This is a genomic window from Serratia proteamaculans (assembly GCF_008830365.1).
GTDB lineage: Bacteria > Pseudomonadota > Gammaproteobacteria > Enterobacterales > Enterobacteriaceae > Serratia > Serratia proteamaculans.
Window position 1 is genome coordinate 1,547,811 of record NZ_WBKI01000001.1, and the last position, 17,837, is coordinate 1,565,647.

Genomic DNA, 17,837 nt, shown 5'->3' on the forward strand with positions numbered 1-17,837 from the left:
TTTTATTGCCCACTGACCGGGAATAACCGCTCGCCAAGAAAGTCGATAAAAACGCGCAGTTTGGGCGCCAGGTATTTGCTGGAGGGCCAGATAACGCGAAAAGCGCCCTGATGCTCGACAAACTCCTCCAGCACCTTTTGCAGTTCGCCGCGCTGCAACGCCGCCTTCACCATAAAATCCGGCAGGCAAGCAATACCTAACCCGGCCTGCGCCACGGGCAACAGCGCCTCGGTGGTATTGCAAATCATGGTCGCCGACAGTTCAGGTAAGGCTTCCCCCAGCAGCGGCCAGCTTTCAAAGCGGCCAGTGGAGGGGAATTTATGCTGCAAACAGGCATGGTTGAGCAAATCCGCCGGTTTCTCTGGCACACCACGCCGCGATAAATAATCCGGCGACGCCACCAGCACCAGTTGAAAGCCGCCCAACCGGCGTGATACCAGTCGCGAATCGGCCGGCTCACCGGTACGCACCACCGCATCAAACCCCTCTTCGACGATGTCGACCATGCGATCGGAAAAGTCCACGTCCAGTTCGATATCCGGATACTGATGCATAAAGTCCGTCAATACCGGCATTAGCAACCCACTGACCAGCGGCAGGCTAATACGCAGCTTGCCACGCGGTGCGGCACGGCTGTCGGCCAGCTCAAGTTCGGCGGCGGCGATCTCCGCCAAAATGCGGCGGCAGCGCTCAAGAAACAGCGCTCCTTCTGCCGTCAGCGTCACACTGCGAGTGCTGCGGTGAAATAAACGCACCGCCAGCCGCTGTTCCATACGCGCCACGCTCTTACCCACCGCGGAAGACGAAACGCCCAACTGTCGCGCAGCATCGGAGAAACTGCGTGTTTCCGCAACCTGCACAAACGCCAGAATGCCATTAAGACTGTCCATCACACGTGATCCCTCATTCCGGACATTTTTGTCCGATATCTATGGAAATTTAGCCTATTTTTCTCCACTACGGGAAGCATTACCTTGATGGCAACGCAGTCAGCAGGCCATTACCCGGCGCTTAGCGCTGCGCAGCACCCGCTTTCGGGCTTTTTCACCAGAGACAGATGAGCACCATGACGCAAATAACCTCCACCGCAGACCGCATTGAAATCCGGGCATGGCTGCAATTACTGGCCGCCTGCCTGACCGGTATCCTGATCCCACTGAGCTTTACCGGACCGGCGGTGGTCTTGCCCTCCATCAGCCATTCGCTGGGTGGCAGCGCCGTACAACTGAGTTGGGTGGTCAATGGTTATATCCTTACCTATGGCAGTGCCATGATGGCCGCCGGCAGCCTGACCGATATTTATGGCCGCAAACGGGTTTGGTTGTTCGGGCTGGGCGCGTTCGCCATTCTGACCATGATGATCCCCTTCGCCCCGTCGGTGGTGGGAATAGATATTTTGCGGCTGGCGCAGGGACTGGCCGGTGCGGCAGCTTTTGCCGGTGCGATGGCGTCGCTGGCGCAGAGTTTCCACGGACCGGTTCGCACCCGCGTTTTTAGCCTGCTGGGCACCACATTCGGTATTGGCCTGGCTTTTGGGCCGCTGGCCTCCGGCTGGCTGGTGGTGACCGCAGGCTGGCCATGGGTATTCTTCGCCACCGCGTTGATTGGCCTGGCGGGATTGGCACTGGTCGCGCTCAGCGCAACGGAATCCCGCGATCCCCATGCGGTGGGTTTGGACTGGCCCGGTGCCATCAGTTTTACCGCTGCGCTGGCGTTGTTCACCTACGCCATTCTGCTGGCACCGGAAAACGGTTGGGGCAGCCTGTCGGTGGCCGGTTCATTGCTGCTGTCGCTGGCGGTCTTTATCGCCTTCGTGCTGATTGAGCGCCGGGTAGCACGCCCAATGCTCGATCTGACCCTGTTCCGCAGCACCCGCTTTATTGGGGTTCAGGTGCTGGCTGCCTCTCCGGCATTCTTTTTTGTGGTATTGATCGTCATGCTGCCGGGGCGCTTTATCGGTATTGATGGGCAGAGCGCGCTCGAAGCCGGTAAAACCATGATTGCTCTGGCGGCCCCGTTGCTGTTGGTGCCCTTTCTTGCGGCACTGCTGGCACACCGTTTTACCTCTGGCGTGCTCTCCGGTATCGGGTTGCTGTTGGTCGCCGTCGGGTTGGCCTGGCTGGGTCATGCACTGACGGCAATTAGCGGCCACGGCTTGATAGCGCCGATGCTGTTGATCGGCACCGGTATCGGCCTGCCCTGGGGATTGATGGATGCCATGGCGGTCAGCGTGGTGGAAAAAGAACGGGCGGGCATGGCCACCGGGATATTCAACGCAGTGCGTGTCTCGGCCGACGGTATCGCCATTGCGATTGCCGGCGCGATACTGGCCATGCTGATCCAGGGCGGTCTGTTTGCTGCACTCTCCGGCAGTGGCGGCACGCTACATTTGGTTGAGGCAGCTAACCGCGCGGCACTGGGTGACCTGAACAGTGCCGCCGCACTGCTACCCGGGCAACGCCAGCTAACGCTGCAAACTTATGATCAGGCGTTCCGCAACTTGCTGTATATCCTGGCGATAGCCTCTGCCGCCTGCGCGTTACTGATATTTGGGTTATTGGGACGTTTGCATGCTCACGATAGCACGGCGGAGTAAACCGGCCTCCGCCGCAGCTGTTTTACTCTCTCATCGCTTGCCGCTCCAGGTGCCGCAGGTCAAGCGACAGGAAGTGGTGTACCACCGGTTTCTCCGGGCCGATATGGAACTGCAGCGCCTCCTGCTGCAAGTCGGCATCGGCATGAGAAACCCGCTGGTGCTGGCGCAGGTGTTCGGCCCAGGACTCCACCATAAACCACTCCATCACGCACTGCGGATCGGCGGTATGTTCGGTCAGCCCCCAGGCGTAGGCACCGTCACGCCGGCGTACCCGCGAAAGCCGTTGCAGGGTGCGCAGAAACTGCGGGCGATCCTCCGGTCGCACCCGGTACTCCACCTGGATCATCACCGGCCCGCGATCGTTTTCAACCGGGGTATTGAGCAAGGGCTCCGGCCAGTGGTTGGACGGCTGCAGATCGGCCTCGCCCTCCGGCAGGCGAATACGGTGAAACACCAGCGAAATCACCAATAAACCCACACCACCCGCCAATAGCGTGGCGGCCACACCAATCTCTTGGGCAATCAAGCCCCACAATAGGCTCCCGGCAGCCATCGCGCCATTAAACACCATCAGATAAATCGCCAGCCCGCGTCCACGCACCCAGTTTGGCAACACGCCCTGTGCTGCGCCGTTCAGGGAGGTAAGCGCAATAATCCAACCGCCACCCAGTGCCAGCAGCAGCAAGATCGCCAGCCACTGTGGCGGCGCCAACGACAGCAACGCCATTACCACTGCGGTGATCACCGCGGCCAACAGCACCAGACCATCGGCGTTCAACCGTTGACGCAGCCGGGGTAATAACACCGCACCGCCTATCGCGCCGGCCCCCACCGCCCCCAGCAGGATGCCGTAGAAACCGGCGGTACCGCCCAGCATCTGCCGGGCAACGAGGGGCAACAACGCCCAGACCGAACTGGAGAACACAAAGAACACCGCCGCTCGCAATAGCACCACGTGCAGCTCACGGCTGGCACGGGCATAGCGAATACCGGCACGGAAAGCGCCAAAGAAATGTTCGGAAAGTCCGTTGTCCTCCACCTTCGGCCTGCGCCACCACAGCAGGGCGGCAACCACGAACACATAACTCAGTACATCGGCACCGTAGGCCGCACCGGCACCAAAGCTCGCCAACAGCAGCCCCCCGGCCGCCGGGCCGATAGCACGGGCGATATTGATCCCCAACGAGTTTAGCGCTACCGCATTTCTGAGATCGGCTCGCGGTACCAGTTCCGGCACGATGGATTGCCATGTCGGCCCCATCAGCGCCCCGCCGATGCCGCCGATAAAGGTCAGCGCCAGCAAATACTCAACGGTCAGCGCGCCGCTTTGCGACAGCAGTAATAAAGTGCCGCTGACGCTGGCCAGCAGGATCTGGACAAAAATAAGAAAGCGGCGGCGATCGAGAATGTCTGACAACACCCCTGCGGGGATCGCCAACAGGAACACCGGCAGTGTGGCGGCGGTCTGCATCAGTGCCACCGCCGACGGGTTAGAGGACAAATCCGTCACCAGCCAGGAACTGGCGACATCACGCATAAAGCTGCCGACGTTGCCCAGCACCGTGGCCCCCCACAACACCGCGAATACCGGGATCTTCAGCGGCGCGAAACCGCCGGGTGCTACCTTATTCTCAGCCGGTTCGGCCATCTTTTGCTCCTTCAGATCGTACAACGCCACCAGCAACAGCCAGCGAACAGATAAAAGCGGCAGTGCTCATGGTCGGCTCCGGTTCACAGGCAAAGCCCCCCGTCCGGGGGACAGGGGTCAAGATTGGATAAACGCCAGTAGGTCGGCATTAAACTGTTCAGGGTCTGTTTGCGCCAGCCCGTGCGAAGCGCCCGGATAGACTTTCAATTCAACCTGCCTGATAAGCTTAGCGGCTTTCAACGCGGATGCGGCGATCGGCACAATCTGGTCGTCGTCGCCGTGCACTAGCAGCGTCGGCTTATCGATGGCCAGCAGATCCGCGGTGTAATCGACCTCGGAAAACTCACGCACGCAGTCATACAACCCCTTCACTCCGCCCTGCATGCCCATCAGCCAGAAACTGTCCGTCAGCCCGGCATTGGCCCTCACGCCGTGCCGGTTATAGCCGTAGAAAGGCACCGCCAGATCCTTGAAGAACTGGGAGCGATTTTCTGCCGTTCCGCTGCGGATGCCGTCGAATGCCGACATCGGCAACCCTTCAGGATTAGCCGGGCTTTGCAGCATCAACGGCGGCACCGCCCCCACCAGCACCACCTTCGCCACCCGTGCGCTGCCGTGCCGGCCAATATAGTGTGCCACTTCGCCGCCCCCGGTTGAGTGCCCCACCAGGATAAGGTCCCGCAGATCCAGCGTTTCAATCAACTCCGCCAAATCGTCCGCATAGCGGTCCATGGTATTGTCGTCCCAGGTTTGGTCGGAACGGCCATGACTGCGGCGATCGTGCGCGATAACGCGGTAACCGCTTTGGCCGAAGAACAGCATTTGATTATCCCAGGCATCCGCGGATAGCGGCCAACCGTGAGAAAACAGAATCGGCTGCCCACGGCCCCAGTCTTTATAGAAAATACGCGTGCCATCTTGGGTAGTCAGAATGCTCATAGGTTATCTCCCGGTGGTGGTAGAGGTGGGTCTTCCGGGTTAACAGTAAGGCAGGAGGGGAAACGGTGATAACGGAATTATTTTCGGATGATCGCGAGTTTTTTTGCTGAAGATCCCGGCCTGGCTTCAGGGCACAACGCCGGGTGGCTGCGTCAGATATTTTCCAAATCAATACCACGGGTTTTGGGGCCAAACACCCCGATCACCACCATCACAATCAGCATGCTGGCAACGATAAATGCAATCACCCCCACCGAGCCGCCGTATTGCAGGATCATGCCGATAATCAGGCTGCTAAATACCGTCGACAGTCGGCTGAACGAATAACAGAATCCGACCGCGCGGGCCCGGATGTAAGTCGGGAACACTTCTGACTGATAGGAATGGTAACTGTAGGTCAGCCAGGCATTGGACCAGGTAATGAAGAACCCGCACAGAATCAGCCACAGGGGATTATTCTGCATGGCAAACAGTGAGCCGAAAATCACCGTGACCAGGCAGGAAAGAACAATCTGCCATTTGTTTTCCATCTTGTCGGCATAGCGACTGCACAGCAATGATCCCAGCGGGTAAGCCAGGGTAATAAAGAAGGCGTACAGCAGACTGTGGGTGATTGAAGCGCCCTTTCCGGCCAGTAAGGCCGGCAGCCAGTTGCCAAAACCGAAGAAACCAATCGCCTGGAAGAAATTCATCACCACCAGCATCAGGGTGCGGCCCCGGTAACGCGGCGACCAGATATCTTTAAAGCCTCCCTGCGCGGGCGTTTCACTCGCTGATTCGGCATCACGCAATGGGAATTCCGTCATCTGGGTAACGCCGCAACGGCGCTCCATCGCCAGCATTACCTGCCTGACCTCCGGGTAACGTCGCTGCTGCGCCAGCCAACGCGGGGACTCCGGCAAGCCTTTACGCACCAGCCAAATCACCAGTGAAGCCACGGCACCGGCGATCACCACATAACGCCAACCGCTCAGGCCCAAAATGGTCTGTGGTACCAGCCACCACGACATCAACGCGACCGTTGGCACCGACAGAAATTGAATGAAAAACGAAAAGGCAAAGGCCCGGGTACGCAGATGCGCAGGCACCCACTCGGTCAGATAGGTATCTATGGTGACCAGCTCAATCCCCAACCCGACTCCCACCAGAAAGCGCAGGAAGATCACCCACTCTGCCTGATGCTGAAAAGCCAGGCACAGCGAAAACACGCCATACCAGGCCAACGCAAACATGAAGGTGGTGCGGCGGCCAAAGCGGTCAGCATAGGGGCTGAGCAGGCTGGCACCAATAAACAGGCCAAGGAAGGTGGCAGAGGCAAACGCCGCCTGGTCGGAGACGCCGAACACGCCTTGCGCGCCGGTATGGAATATCCCCTCGGCAATTAAACCCGTGCTGATATAGCCGGTCTGGAACAGGTCATAAAGTTCAAAAAAACCGCCCAACGCCAGCAAAGCGATAAACTTCCACAAGCCGGCCGAGGTCGGCAACGCATCAATTCTTGCTGACAAATCCTGTTCATGGATCGGTGACTGGGCCACCGCATCGCTTCCCGCAACCAAAAAACCACTCACCATTAACCTCGTCATAACATAATTATTATTTTTCTATGCTATAGGCTCGGCGTCGGAGTTAAATATTTAATTAGCATGCTATGCAAGGTAATTAAGCATAAAAAACTGCAGCAATCTGTTTTGCTGAGAGAAAATTTAAGCCGTGGGGATATGCCTGATAGTGAGCCGGCGGCCCACTATCAGAGCACAGGAAGTTAGCGGATTTGGTGGTGTTGCAGGCGTTCACTACGGTAAAAGTTCAGCAGGCACCAGCCAAGGGCGATCAACGCCAACGGGGCAGCGACAAAGCCGATGTTGCCCATACCCAGATACTGGCTGACCTGGTTACCCAGCAGAGCGCCGGCACCGATGCCGAAGTTGTACAGCCCGGAATAGATCGACATCGCCACGTCGGTAGCGTCCGGGGCCAGGTTCAATACTTTGGCCTGCATCGACAAACCAATTGCCATGATTGCCATGCCCCATACCGCAAACAGCACCGTCAGATGGTTTTCATCACCGGAGGCCGGTAACAGCAGCAGCAGGCTCAGCATCAATAAGGCGATGGCGCCGATGAAAAAGCCCGACGGGAAACGCTCGCTGAAACGGCTGAACAGCAGGCTGCCAATGATACCGGCGGCACCGAACAGCAACAGCATCAGGGTGGTGAAGTTTTCCGACAGCCCGGCCACGGTCTGAATAAAGGGTTCGATATAGCTGTAGGCGGTAAAATTGGCCGTCACCACAATAATGGTCAGCATATACAGGCTGACCAACGCCGGGCGCTTAAACAGCATTGGCACGCTGGCCAGCGAGCCGGAATGCTCGCTTTTCAGCACCGGCAACAAGCGCCACAGCAGCACCAACGCCAGCGTGGCACAGACGGCGATACCAATAAAGGTCATGCGCCAGCCGAGGATTTGACCCACGATACGGCCCAGCGGCAGGCCGAGCACCATCGCCAGCGCGGTTCCCCCCGCCAGCAGGCTCAATGCCTGCGCCTTTTTGCCCGCGGGTGCGACCCGGATCGCCAATGAGGCGGTGATCGACCAGAATACCGCATGGGCCAGCGCCACACCGGCACGGGAAATCACCAGCGTGGTAAAATTCCATGCCACGGCGGTCAGCACATGGCTGGCGATAAACAGGATAAATACCCCGATCAGCAGTTTGCGCCGCTCAATCCGGCTGGTCAGCAGCATACACACCAGCGAACTGGCGGCGACGATCCAGGCATAAATAGTGATAATCAACCCCACCTGCTCGGTCTGCATCGAGAAGCTTTGGGCGATATCACTCAGCAACCCGACCGGAATGAATTCGGTGGTATTGAAGATAAAGGCCGAAACGGCAAGAATGACCACGCGCAACCAGGCAGTTGAGCGAGAGACCTGAGTTTGTTCCATGTTAAACGGGATCCGGACGGGTGCGGGAAGTAGCGATATTTTAACCAATCGGCGGGGTAAATGCGACATGCGTCACACTTTTATTGGCCTGTTTTTTTCGCCAGCCTTTTGCCATCCAGGGCCTGCACAATGGCAGACCCTGGACAGCAACAGATGCCGTTTACTGACTGATACAGTGCTTTAACGCCTCGACCGAGGTATTGATGCCGGCATCGACCGACATGGTCAGATCCTCCATCTCCAGCGACACCCAGTCGTTATAGCCCATCATGCGTACCACCGAGAAAAACTCTTTCCACCACTGCAGATCCTGTCCGCAGCCGACCGCCACATAATTCCAGGCACGCTCCGCCACCTGCTCCACCGGCCGGGTTTCCAGCAGCCCGTTGACGGCCACCACACCCCTTTCCAGCCTTACGTCCTTGCCGTGCACATGGTGGATTGCGTCCCCTAAACGGCGTGCTACGGCAATCGGATCGGCCCCCATCCAAATCAGATGGCTGGGATCAAGATTCAGCCCGACCATCGGCCCCACCGCATCACGCAGCCTGAACAAGGTGTCGGGGTTCCACACCAACATCGAACTAAAGTTCTCCAGCGCGAATTTCTCGATGCCAAACGCCTGTGCCTTTTCCACCAGCCGTTGCCAGTAGGGGATTGCCACTTCGTTCCACTGATAGTCCAGGCAGTTTTTTAGCGTCGGCGGCCAACTGATGGTATAGGTGATCCAGTTGGGGATGCTGTCGCCGGGAGCCGCAGGGGGCAATCCGCTCATCATGACGATTTTCTTCACCCCCAGGCCGGCGGCCAGCGCCAGCGTGTTGTCGGTATCGTGGCGATGTTTTTCACCCAGTACCCCCGGCTCCAGCGGGTTACCGGAAACGTTCAGTGCGGCAATGTTCATGCCACGGCTTTCCAGTGCCGCCAGTAACCGTCGGCGCTTACCGGCGTCCTGCAATAACGCAACGGTATCCAGATGCGGTGCCGAAGACCAGCCACCGGTGGTCATTTCCACACCAAACACCCCCAATTCGCCCAATCGATCCAACATGGCTTCAAACGGCAGGTGGCCCAGACTATCGGTACAGAAAGAAAGCTTCATGTTATGTCTCCGCAAAAAGGTTTATTCAAAGGCTACCCAGCGAGCACCCTGATCGGCTGAGCGCACGCAGTTTTCAATCCAGCGCACACCGTCGATCCCGGCGTCGATGTCCGGATACACCAGTTGATCCAGCGCCTGCCGATCGCCACGGTTGCAAGCATCAATCGCCAGGGCGAATTTCAGGTAGATGTTGGCCCAGGACTCGGTCAACCCCTCGGTATGCAGCGCCCCCAGCCGCTCCCAGGCATTGCAGGTTTCGTCCAGATAGGGCATGCCGCGATACAGCGTCTGATTGGGTTGCCCCTGCACCTGGTAACTCAACTCGCTGGGGTTGATGTCGGTCCATTCCAGGCTGGCCTTCGAGCCGACGATGCGAATACGCTGGCTGCTCATGGCACCGGCATTGACCGATGAGGCCCACATGCGCCCCACCGCACCGTTGGCATAGCGCATCATCACCAGCGCGTTGTCTTCCAGCGGCGCACGCGAGGGAATAAAGCTCTGCCGATCGCAAAGCAGTTCGCTGATTTGCATCTGCGGCATGACCAGTTGGGACAGGTAATAGGTGTGGGTGGAAATATCGCCCAGCACAAAACTCGGGCCTGAAATTTGGGGATCAATGCGCCATTTCTGCGCATCGCTGAGACGATCGACCTCGTCGGTGGCATTAAAACCGTGGGTATATTGCAGATCCACCATGCGAACTTCACCGATCTGCCCGTTGGCAACCATGGCGCGCATCTGCAGCAGCAACGGATGGCCGGAGAAACCGTAGGTCACGCCGACAATGCGGTTTTTTTCCGCCGCCAGTGCCTTGATTTCATAGGCTTCCCGGCTGGTAAAAAACAGCGGTTTTTCGCAAATCACGTGCAGCCCGGCCAGCAGTGCCGCACGGGTAATTTGGTAATGGGTACCATTCGGCGTCGCCACCGACACCACTTCAATACCGTCTTCTCGCCTGGCCTCTTGAGCAAACAGCGTGCGGTAATCGTCATAGCAGCGATCGGCATCCACCCCCAGATTGACGCCGAATTCTCGGCCGCGCTCCGGCACAATATCAAATGCCCCAGCCACCAGCGCAAAGGCGGTATTATCCCGCAATGCACCGCAGCGATGTTTATAACCCACCTGCCCCAACCGCCCGCCGCCGACCATCGCCCAACGCAGAGGCTGTGGCGTTTTTCTTTCACCATTCAACATAGTTGCTCCCGAAGCTCAAAGTTTCTGATATTTCCGCCGCATTGCACCCGGGTGCAAATTTAAAATGCACCCGGGTGCAAAATTGGGTGGCAACTTGACCGCAAAACAAATGCCACTTGCGATGGACTATTGGAGAGGGTTAAAAATAAGTCAAATGCGCCATGATAAATCTGCCGCTCAGGATCACAATTTACCGTTAAAAGGATCGGGGACATCACCCTGTTTGCACCAGGGATCCCACCGCTGACGGCAGCAACTCCCGCATCCGGCAAGGCTGTGCTAATCTGTTGAACCCATAACGTTTTTTCATCACGAGCGAAGATGATGGCGAAGAAACCCGGCGCGATCCCCGCGCCCACTGCACGCAAGGCGACGGCCAGTGATGTGGCTGCCCGCGCCGGCGTGTCCAAATGGACGGTATCGCGTGCCTTTACCGACGGTGCGTCGATCTCGCCCCATGCGATGTTGCGCGTTCAGACCGCGGCAAGAGAATTGGGCTATCGCCCTAATCTGCTGGCGCGCAGCCTGTCGAAAAAAAGCACCCGCATCATCGGGCTGGTGGCGGACGAGCTAAAAAACCCGCATATTTTCACGCTGCTGGACGAAGTCACCCGGCAGTTGCAAAGCCGCGGCTATATGGCCTTGCTGCTGAATATCACCTCGGAACATGACTATGAATCGGTGCTGACGCTGGCCGATCAAATGCAGGTGGATGGCCTGCTGTTTCTCGGCACCCTGCTCAACGATCGGCTAATCACGCTGGCACAGGATATTCACCATATTCCACTGGTGGTGCTGTATCGCTATAGCGAAAGCCCCTATATCCAGGTGTTAGCCACTAACGGCTATCAGGCCGGGCGTGAAATTGGCGAACTGTTGCTGACGCAAAATTATCAGCGCATGGGCTATCTGGCTGGGCCGGTGAGCGAATCCACCCAGTTACGCCGCCTTGACGGTTTCCGCGCTGCACTGACGGAAAAGCAACGCGACGTCAGCGTGCTGCTGCAGGCCCCGCATTATCAACGTCAGTGCGGCATGGAAGCCTTCGCGGCCTACCTGGCAACCACCCCGGCAGAACAACGGGTTGAGGCGATTTTTTGTGAGAACGATATTCTGGCAGTGGGGGTTATCGACGCCATCCGCGCCACGCCTGACTGCGCACCGATTGCCGTGGTGGGGTTTGATGACATTGAACTGGCCGCCTCCCCCAGTTACCAGTTGACCACTTATCGCCAGCCGATGCAGTCGCTGATTGCCGATGGTATTCATTGCCTGACGCAGGCTTTTGAGCCGGGTGGTCAGCGCTTGTATAACGGTGAATTAATCGTCCGACAGTCGCATATTAAACAATAATGATATCAACAGACGGCGAGAACTCGGGTCAGGCTTATTGAGGTCATATGTCAGCTCTCTATGATTGGTCGGTATTGGCATTACGCCGCATTTACGATCGCCGCATCAGCGGTGCGCCGGTGCTCGACAGCGCGCGTCTGTTCCCCGACGCACAGCGTTTTACCGCCCAGTGGCCGCAGATCCGTGATGAGGCACTGACCCTGGCGCAGGATCTGGGTAATATCCCGCGATTTCACGAGATCATGAGCGAACAGGCGTCGATCTCCGCCAATGATGCGCGTGACTGGCGCATGTTTATTATGCAGGCTTATGGTCAACCGATTCCCCGCAATCTTGCCCGCTGCCCGTTATTAGCCAGCCTGATCGCTTCTTCCCCAGACGTGCTTTCAGCCTCATTGTCCTTTCTGGCGCCCGGCAAGCAGGTGCCCGCTCACCGTGGCCCGTTCCGGGGTATTCTGCGCGGTTATCTGGTGCTGGCGATGCCCAAACGCGCCGACGGCCTGCCCGCCGCCGTATTGAAAGTCGACGGGCAAGAATATCGGCTCAATGACGGGGAATTTATGCTGTGGGACGATACCTTCGAGCATGAGGTGTGGAACGACAGTGACCGGGTGCGCACCGTGCTGCTGCTGGATATCCGCCGCCGCGATTTACCTACCGGGCTGCGGATGTTGTCCAACGGCATTATTGCACTGGTACGGCTGAACGTGCGCTGGATCCAGCGCCAGTTCTAGGTACCGCCCAGATAGGCTTTCCTCACCTCCTGATCGTTCAACAGCTCCGCACCGCTGCCGGTCAGCCGGATTTGGCCGTTGACCATCACATAGCCGCGATCGGACAGTTTGAGCGCGTGGTTGGCATTCTGCTCCACCAGAAACAACGTCATGCCGCCACGGGTCAGCTCCCGCAAAATGCTGAAGATCTGTTTAACGATGATCGGCGCCAGCCCCAGACTCGGCTCGTCCAGCAACAGCAGCTTGGGCCGACTCATCAGCGCCCGGGCAATCGCCAGCATCTGCTGTTCGCCGCCGGACATGGTCATCGCCCGCTGGTTACGCCGTTCCTTCAGGCGTGGGAACAGCTCGAACATGCGCAATAAATCCTCATCCACGTAGCGATTACCGATGGTAATGGTGCCCATCAGCAGGTTTTCCTCCACGCTCATGTCCGGGAAAATGCGCCGCCCTTCGGGTGCCTGGGCAATACCGCTGCTGGCAACGTAATGGGTGGAACGCTGGCTGATGTCCTCGCCACGAAACAGGATCTGCCCACCGCTGATGCGCGGCTGACCGAAGATCGACATCAGCAGCGTCGACTTGCCCGCCCCGTTGGCACCAATCAGCGCCACAGTTTCCCCTTCCCTTACCTGTAGAGAAACCTGCTGCAACGCCTGGATCGGGCCGTAAAACACGTCTACGTTGCGAAACTCCAACATCACATTGCTCATTCCGCCAGCTCCTCTTCATCCGCGCCAAGGTAAGCGGCGATCACCGTATCGTTATGCTGAATTTCTTTCGGCGTGCCTTCGGCGATCACATCGCCGTGATCGAGCACAATCACCCGATCGGAGATCTCCATCACCATGCCCATATCGTGTTCGATCAGCAGCACCGTGATGCCGTGATGCTGACGCAGAAAACGAATAATGCGGCTCAGCGTCGCCGTCTCCACCGGGTTCAGCCCGGCAGCGGGTTCATCGAGGCAGATCATCTCCGGCGTGGTGCACATTGCCCGGGCGATCTCCAGCCGTCGTTGCTGGCCGTAGGACATCTCCCCCGCCAACCGGTTGGCGCAATCCACCAGTTCCACCACTTCCAGCCAATAAAAGGCGCGATCCAGTGCCTGGCTTTCTGCCCGGCGGTAGCCCGGGGTATTAAGCACGCCGGCGATCAGGTTGCGGTTGCTCAGCATGTGCTGCGCCACCAGCAGGTTCTCCACCACCGACATTTCGCGGAACAAGCGGATGTTCTGGAAGGTGCGCGCCAGTCCGGCACGGTTGACCAGGTGGGTGCCGCCAAACATTTTGTAGTAAACACGCGAGCCCAGCCGTTTCGGGTTAACCCAGTCCCCGGCGTGGAATTTCTGCCCCAGCACCTGGATCACGTCGGTCGGCCGCTTGTGGGTGTTGAGCAAGATCGCGCCGCCGGTGGCACGATAAAAGCCGGTCAGGCAGTTGAATACCGTGGTTTTACCGGCCCCGTTGGGGCCGATCAGCGCGGTGATAGAGCCGCGCTCCACCGCCAGATTGACGTCGTTCAGCGCCTTGATGCCGCCAAAATGCATCATCAGATGCTCAACCTGCAGGATAGCGTCGCTCATGGCTCCACCCCCTTGCGGGTCGCAAAGCTGGTTCGGCTGATGCGCACCAGGCCGCGCGGCCGCCAGATCATCATCGCCACCATCAGCACGCCGAACAACAGCACGCGGTACTCGGCAAAGCTGCGCAACAGCTCCGGTGCCACCGTGAGCACGAACGCCGCCAGCACCACGCCGATGGTCGAGCCCATGCCGCCCAGTACCACTATCGCCAGGATCAGCGCCGACTCAAAGAAGGTGAACGAGGTGGGATTGACGAAGCCCTGATAGGTGGCGAAAAACACCCCGGCCAGCCCAGCGGTGGAAGCACCCATCATAAAGGCCGACAGCTTCACCAGAACGTGGTTCAGCCCGAGTGAGCGACAGGCGATTTCATCCTCACGTAATGCCTCCCAGGCGCGGCCGATTGGCATGCGCGTCAGCCGGTGCTTGATGTACAGCACCAGCAGCACCACCAGGAACAGCACGGCATAGATAAAGATAAACTTCAGGTTGGGGTTGTAGGCGATACCGAGAAACTCGTGGATCGGCACGCCGCCGTCCTTCGCCCGTCGGCCAAACTCCAGGCCAAAAATCGTCGGCGCAGGCACCGAGACCCCGTTGGGACCGCCGGTCAGCGACATCCAGTTGTTCAGCACCAGGCGGATAATCTCGCCGAACCCCAGCGTGACGATCGCCAGATAGTCGCCGTGCATGCGTAACACCGGGAACCCCAGCAGCGCGCCGGCCAGTGCCGCCATCAGCGCCCCCAGCGGCAGCATCGCCCAGAACCCCAGCCCGAGATACTGGTAGCCCAGCGCCAGGCCATAAGCGCCAATGGCGTAGAACGCCACGTAACCCAGATCCAGCAGCCCGGCCAGCCCGACGACAATGTTCAGCCCCAGCCCAAGCAACACGTAAATCAGCCCCAGTATCGCTACCGTCAGCAGATATTTGGTGGCAACAAACGGGAACAGCAGCGCGATCACCGCCATTAACGGAATAATCCAACGCAGACTGGTTTTGGCCCCTATAGGCCGGACATACACCCCGTCATTGCCACCGTCAAAGCGCGTCAACAACTTGCGCCCCGGCGCGGTTTGCAGGAACAGGCTGAGCAACAGCCGCCCGGCCATTACCGCGGCGATAATCCACGCCAGGCGGCGCGGTTCAAAGTTAAAACTGTATCCATTAAGGACGATACCGACGATCGGCCCGAACACGATCAGGGCTATCAGCCCGGCCAGCACCGCATCCAGCAGGCTGCGTTTAACGTTCAGCCCTGGGTGAGCTACAGATTGCGACATAGTTTTCCCCTCAAACCTTAGCGACCATTGGCCGACCGAGCAGGCCCTGAGGGCGGAAAATCAGGATCACTACCAATAAACCGAAGGAGAAAACGTCTTTGTAATCCGAGTTCACCATACCGGCGAACTGCGCCTCCGCGACGCCCAGCAGCAGGCCACCGAGCATCGCGCCGGGTAGCGAACCAATGCCCCCCAGCACCGCAGCGGTAAAGGCCTTTATGCCGATGATAAAGCCGACGTAGAAATCAAAGGTGCCGTAGTTCATGGTGATCAACACCCCCGCAAGCCCGGCCATGGCGGCACCAATCACGAACACCAGGGAGATCACCCGGTCGGTGTTGATGCCCAGAATGGACGCCATCTTGCGGTCCTGCTGGGTGGCGCGGCAGATGCGCCCCAGACGGGTGTGCTGAATGATGTAGGTGAGGATGGCCATGCCCAGCAGTGAGGCGACCAGGATAAACACCTTGGTGTAGGTGATTTGGATCACCCCGCCGTCAAAGTTGAGGCGGAACACGCCGTCCAGCAACGTCGGGATCCCTTGCTGGCGCGGCCCCTGGCTGATTTGCGCGTAGTTTTGCAAAATAAGCGACATGCCGATGGCGGAGATCAGCGGTGCCAGACGCGTGGAGTTACGCAAGGGTTTGTAGGCGATACGCTCGATCACCCAGCCATACACGCCGGTGACCACGATGGTGAACACCAGCGTACCGAGGATCAGCAGCGGGAAGGATTGCAGACCGAAGAACGACAGCAGCGCCAACCCTATAGCGCACAGGTAGGCGGAAATCATGTACACCTCGCCGTGGGCGAAGTTAATCATGCCGATAATGCCGTAAACCATGGTGTAGCCGATGGCGATCAGGCCGTAAACCGCGCCGAGCGTCAGGCCGTTGATCAACTGTTGCAGAAAGAAAACATCCATAATGAGCAGTCTCGCCTGGTGGGACCGCAAGCTAGTGCAGACGCGGCCCAAGGGAAGTATCGGCGCGGACCCGCTGAACACGCGGATCCGCTTATGGGTTAATCCTCAATGGATTTCAAGTTACAGCCAGGCGGCAAGTATGCGCATCCCCAGGAACTTAGATACGCTAAGTGACTGGGGTGACCGTATGCAGCCAACAACGCTGTGGCTTGAAAGACGCCGAGGATGGATTAGAGTTGGTGATATTTGCCTTTATCGTCCCATTGATAGACCACGTAATCCGATACCTTCAGGTCACCTTTCTTGTCCCAGGCCTTTTTGCCCATCACGGTATCCACATCATGCGATTTCAGCCATTCGCTGGCCTTGGCGCTGTCTTTGCCGCCGGTAGCGCTGAAGGCTGCGGCGATTGCCTGAATCGAAGCGTAGGAGTAGAGGGTGTAGCCTTCCGGCTCAAAACCGCTGGCGCGGAACTTGGCGATCACCGCCTTGCCTTCCGGAATTTGACGCGGATCGTTGCCGAAGGTCATCAAGACGCCGTTGGTGTACTGTGGCCCACCGGCAGCGGTCACCAGCTCTTCGGTCACGATGCAGTCACCGGAGAAGAACTTGGCGGTCACGCCCTGCTCACGCATCTGGCGCACCAATGGCCCGGCTTCTGGATGGCAACCACCGAAATAGACCACGTCAGGTTTGACCGAGGCGATTTTGGTCACCAGCGCGTTGAAGTCTTTTTCACCGCGTGACAGCCCTTCATACAGCACTTCCTTCACGCCACGCTTGTTCATCTCTGCCCTGGCGGCATCTGCCAGCCCCTGCCCGTAGGTGTCTTTGTCGTGGATCACCGCGATGCGTTTGGCTTTCAGGGTATTGAGCATGTAGTTGGTGGCGATCACTCCTTGCTGGTCATCACGGCCGCACATGCGGAACATGTTGGTCATGCCGCGTTCGGTGATCTGCGGGTTGGTGGATCCGGGGGTGATGGCGATAATCCCGGCTTCGTCATACACCTCGGAGGCCGGCATAGTGGAGGAGGAGCAGAAGTGCCCGACCACCGCCGAGACCTTGTCCTGATCCACTAACCGGTTGGCGACCGAGACCGCCTGTTTGGGTTCGCAGGCGTCATCCCCCTGCACCAGTTTGATTTTTTCCCCTTTAATCCCGCCGGCGGCGTTGATATCCGCTGCCGCCTGCGAGGCACCACGCCAGTACTGATCGCCATAGGTCGCATTCGGCCCGGAGAACGGCCCGGCGACGCCAATAACAATATCCGCCTGAGCATAAAAAGCAGAACCTAAACAACCGATAAGCAGAGCAGCGAGCGGACTTTTAATAAGTTTCGATGACATTGTTGTATTCCTCAGCACTGTTTTTAGACCCTAAATAATTGGAGCTGTATCAAGGCGGAAGAACATCCATCCCCAGGATGCTTACTCAAGTAAGTGACTGGGGTGGGTGTTCGCAACCAACACCGATACAGCTTCAAGTATGACGGGTATAGCGAAACGCCCAGGGG

The 17,837-nt window shown here is 58.4% G+C and carries 15 protein-coding genes; 3 read left to right on the top strand and 12 right to left on the bottom strand.

What is annotated here, in order from left to right:
• Nucleotides 1-2: 2 nt before the first annotated feature.
• Nucleotides 3-890: a LysR family transcriptional regulator gene (locus tag F8R23_RS07360; RefSeq protein WP_129936489.1), complete on the bottom strand. Its 888-nt coding sequence runs from the start codon at nt 888-890 to the stop codon at nt 3-5.
• 176 nt (nt 891-1,066) lie between these two features.
• Here F8R23_RS07360 and F8R23_RS07365 point away from each other — a divergent pair, with 176 nt between their 5' ends.
• Nucleotides 1,067-2,596, top strand: a complete 1,530-nt coding sequence (locus tag F8R23_RS07365; RefSeq protein WP_129936490.1) for an MFS transporter — start codon at nt 1,067-1,069, stop codon at nt 2,594-2,596.
• Between the two features lie 22 nt (nt 2,597-2,618).
• Here F8R23_RS07365 and F8R23_RS07370 read toward each other — a convergent pair whose 3' ends face one another.
• From F8R23_RS07370 to F8R23_RS07395, 6 genes are all read right to left on the bottom strand, one after another.
• Nucleotides 2,619-4,244, bottom strand: a complete 1,626-nt coding sequence (locus tag F8R23_RS07370; RefSeq protein WP_129936491.1) for an MFS transporter — start codon at nt 4,242-4,244, stop codon at nt 2,619-2,621.
• Nucleotides 4,245-4,361: 117 nt separating this feature from the next.
• Nucleotides 4,362-5,183 (bottom strand): alpha/beta fold hydrolase, encoded by an 822-nt coding sequence (locus tag F8R23_RS07375; protein WP_151415444.1) that lies wholly within the window; start codon nt 5,181-5,183, stop codon nt 4,362-4,364.
• Between the two features lie 152 nt (nt 5,184-5,335).
• Nucleotides 5,336-6,769 carry an MFS transporter gene (locus F8R23_RS07380; protein WP_232810745.1) on the bottom strand — a complete coding sequence of 478 codons (1,434 nt, stop codon included), beginning with the start codon at nt 6,767-6,769 and terminating at the stop codon, nt 5,336-5,338.
• 179 nt (nt 6,770-6,948) lie between these two features.
• Entirely contained in the window at nt 6,949-8,139 is a 1,191-nt protein-coding gene (locus tag F8R23_RS07385) for a sugar transporter (RefSeq protein ID WP_041418615.1), read from the bottom strand.
• A 160-nt stretch (nt 8,140-8,299) separates the two neighbouring features.
• Nucleotides 8,300-9,241: a sugar phosphate isomerase/epimerase family protein gene (locus tag F8R23_RS07390; protein ID WP_129936493.1), complete on the bottom strand. Its 942-nt coding sequence runs from the start codon at nt 9,239-9,241 to the stop codon at nt 8,300-8,302.
• A 21-nt stretch (nt 9,242-9,262) separates the two neighbouring features.
• Nucleotides 9,263-10,441, bottom strand: a complete 1,179-nt coding sequence (locus F8R23_RS07395) for a Gfo/Idh/MocA family protein (RefSeq protein WP_112348940.1) — start codon at nt 10,439-10,441, stop codon at nt 9,263-9,265.
• A gap of 321 nt (nt 10,442-10,762) precedes the next feature.
• Between F8R23_RS07395 and F8R23_RS07400 the strand changes: the two genes are divergently transcribed.
• Both F8R23_RS07400 and F8R23_RS07405 read left to right on the top strand, forming a co-directional pair.
• Complete coding sequence (locus F8R23_RS07400) at nt 10,763-11,794, top strand: LacI family DNA-binding transcriptional regulator (protein WP_112348939.1); 1,032 nt, start codon at nt 10,763-10,765, stop codon at nt 11,792-11,794.
• A 47-nt stretch (nt 11,795-11,841) separates the two neighbouring features.
• A complete protein-coding gene (locus F8R23_RS07405) occupies nt 11,842-12,528 on the top strand; it encodes an aspartyl/asparaginyl beta-hydroxylase domain-containing protein (protein WP_129936494.1) in 687 nt (228 codons plus the stop codon).
• Here the strand turns inward: F8R23_RS07405 and F8R23_RS07410 are convergent.
• The 5 genes from F8R23_RS07410 to F8R23_RS07430 form a co-directional block, all read right to left on the bottom strand.
• Nucleotides 12,525-13,241 (bottom strand): ABC transporter ATP-binding protein, encoded by a 717-nt coding sequence (locus tag F8R23_RS07410; protein ID WP_112348937.1) that lies wholly within the window; start codon nt 13,239-13,241, stop codon nt 12,525-12,527. The two genes, F8R23_RS07405 and F8R23_RS07410, sit on opposite strands and share 4 nt — an antisense overlap.
• The gene (locus F8R23_RS07415) at nt 13,238-14,113 is read right to left on the bottom strand and encodes an ABC transporter ATP-binding protein (RefSeq protein WP_129936495.1); all 876 of its coding nucleotides are present in this window, start codon (nt 14,111-14,113) and stop codon (nt 13,238-13,240) included. The genes F8R23_RS07410 and F8R23_RS07415 overlap by 4 nt, the downstream gene beginning before the upstream one ends.
• On the bottom strand, nt 14,110-15,396 hold the full coding sequence (livM, locus tag F8R23_RS07420) for a high-affinity branched-chain amino acid ABC transporter permease LivM (RefSeq protein WP_085117589.1): 1,287 nt from the start codon (nt 15,394-15,396) through the stop codon (nt 14,110-14,112). Before livM ends, F8R23_RS07415 begins: the two co-directional genes overlap by 4 nt.
• Nucleotides 15,397-15,406: 10 nt before the next feature.
• A complete protein-coding gene (locus tag F8R23_RS07425) occupies nt 15,407-16,321 on the bottom strand; it encodes an ABC transporter permease subunit (RefSeq protein ID WP_017893418.1) in 915 nt (304 codons plus the stop codon).
• Nucleotides 16,322-16,551: 230 nt separating this feature from the next.
• Nucleotides 16,552-17,670, bottom strand: coding sequence for a branched-chain amino acid ABC transporter substrate-binding protein (locus F8R23_RS07430; RefSeq protein ID WP_099063757.1), 1,119 nt, complete (start codon nt 17,668-17,670; stop codon nt 16,552-16,554).
• Nucleotides 17,671-17,837 lie beyond the last annotated feature (167 nt).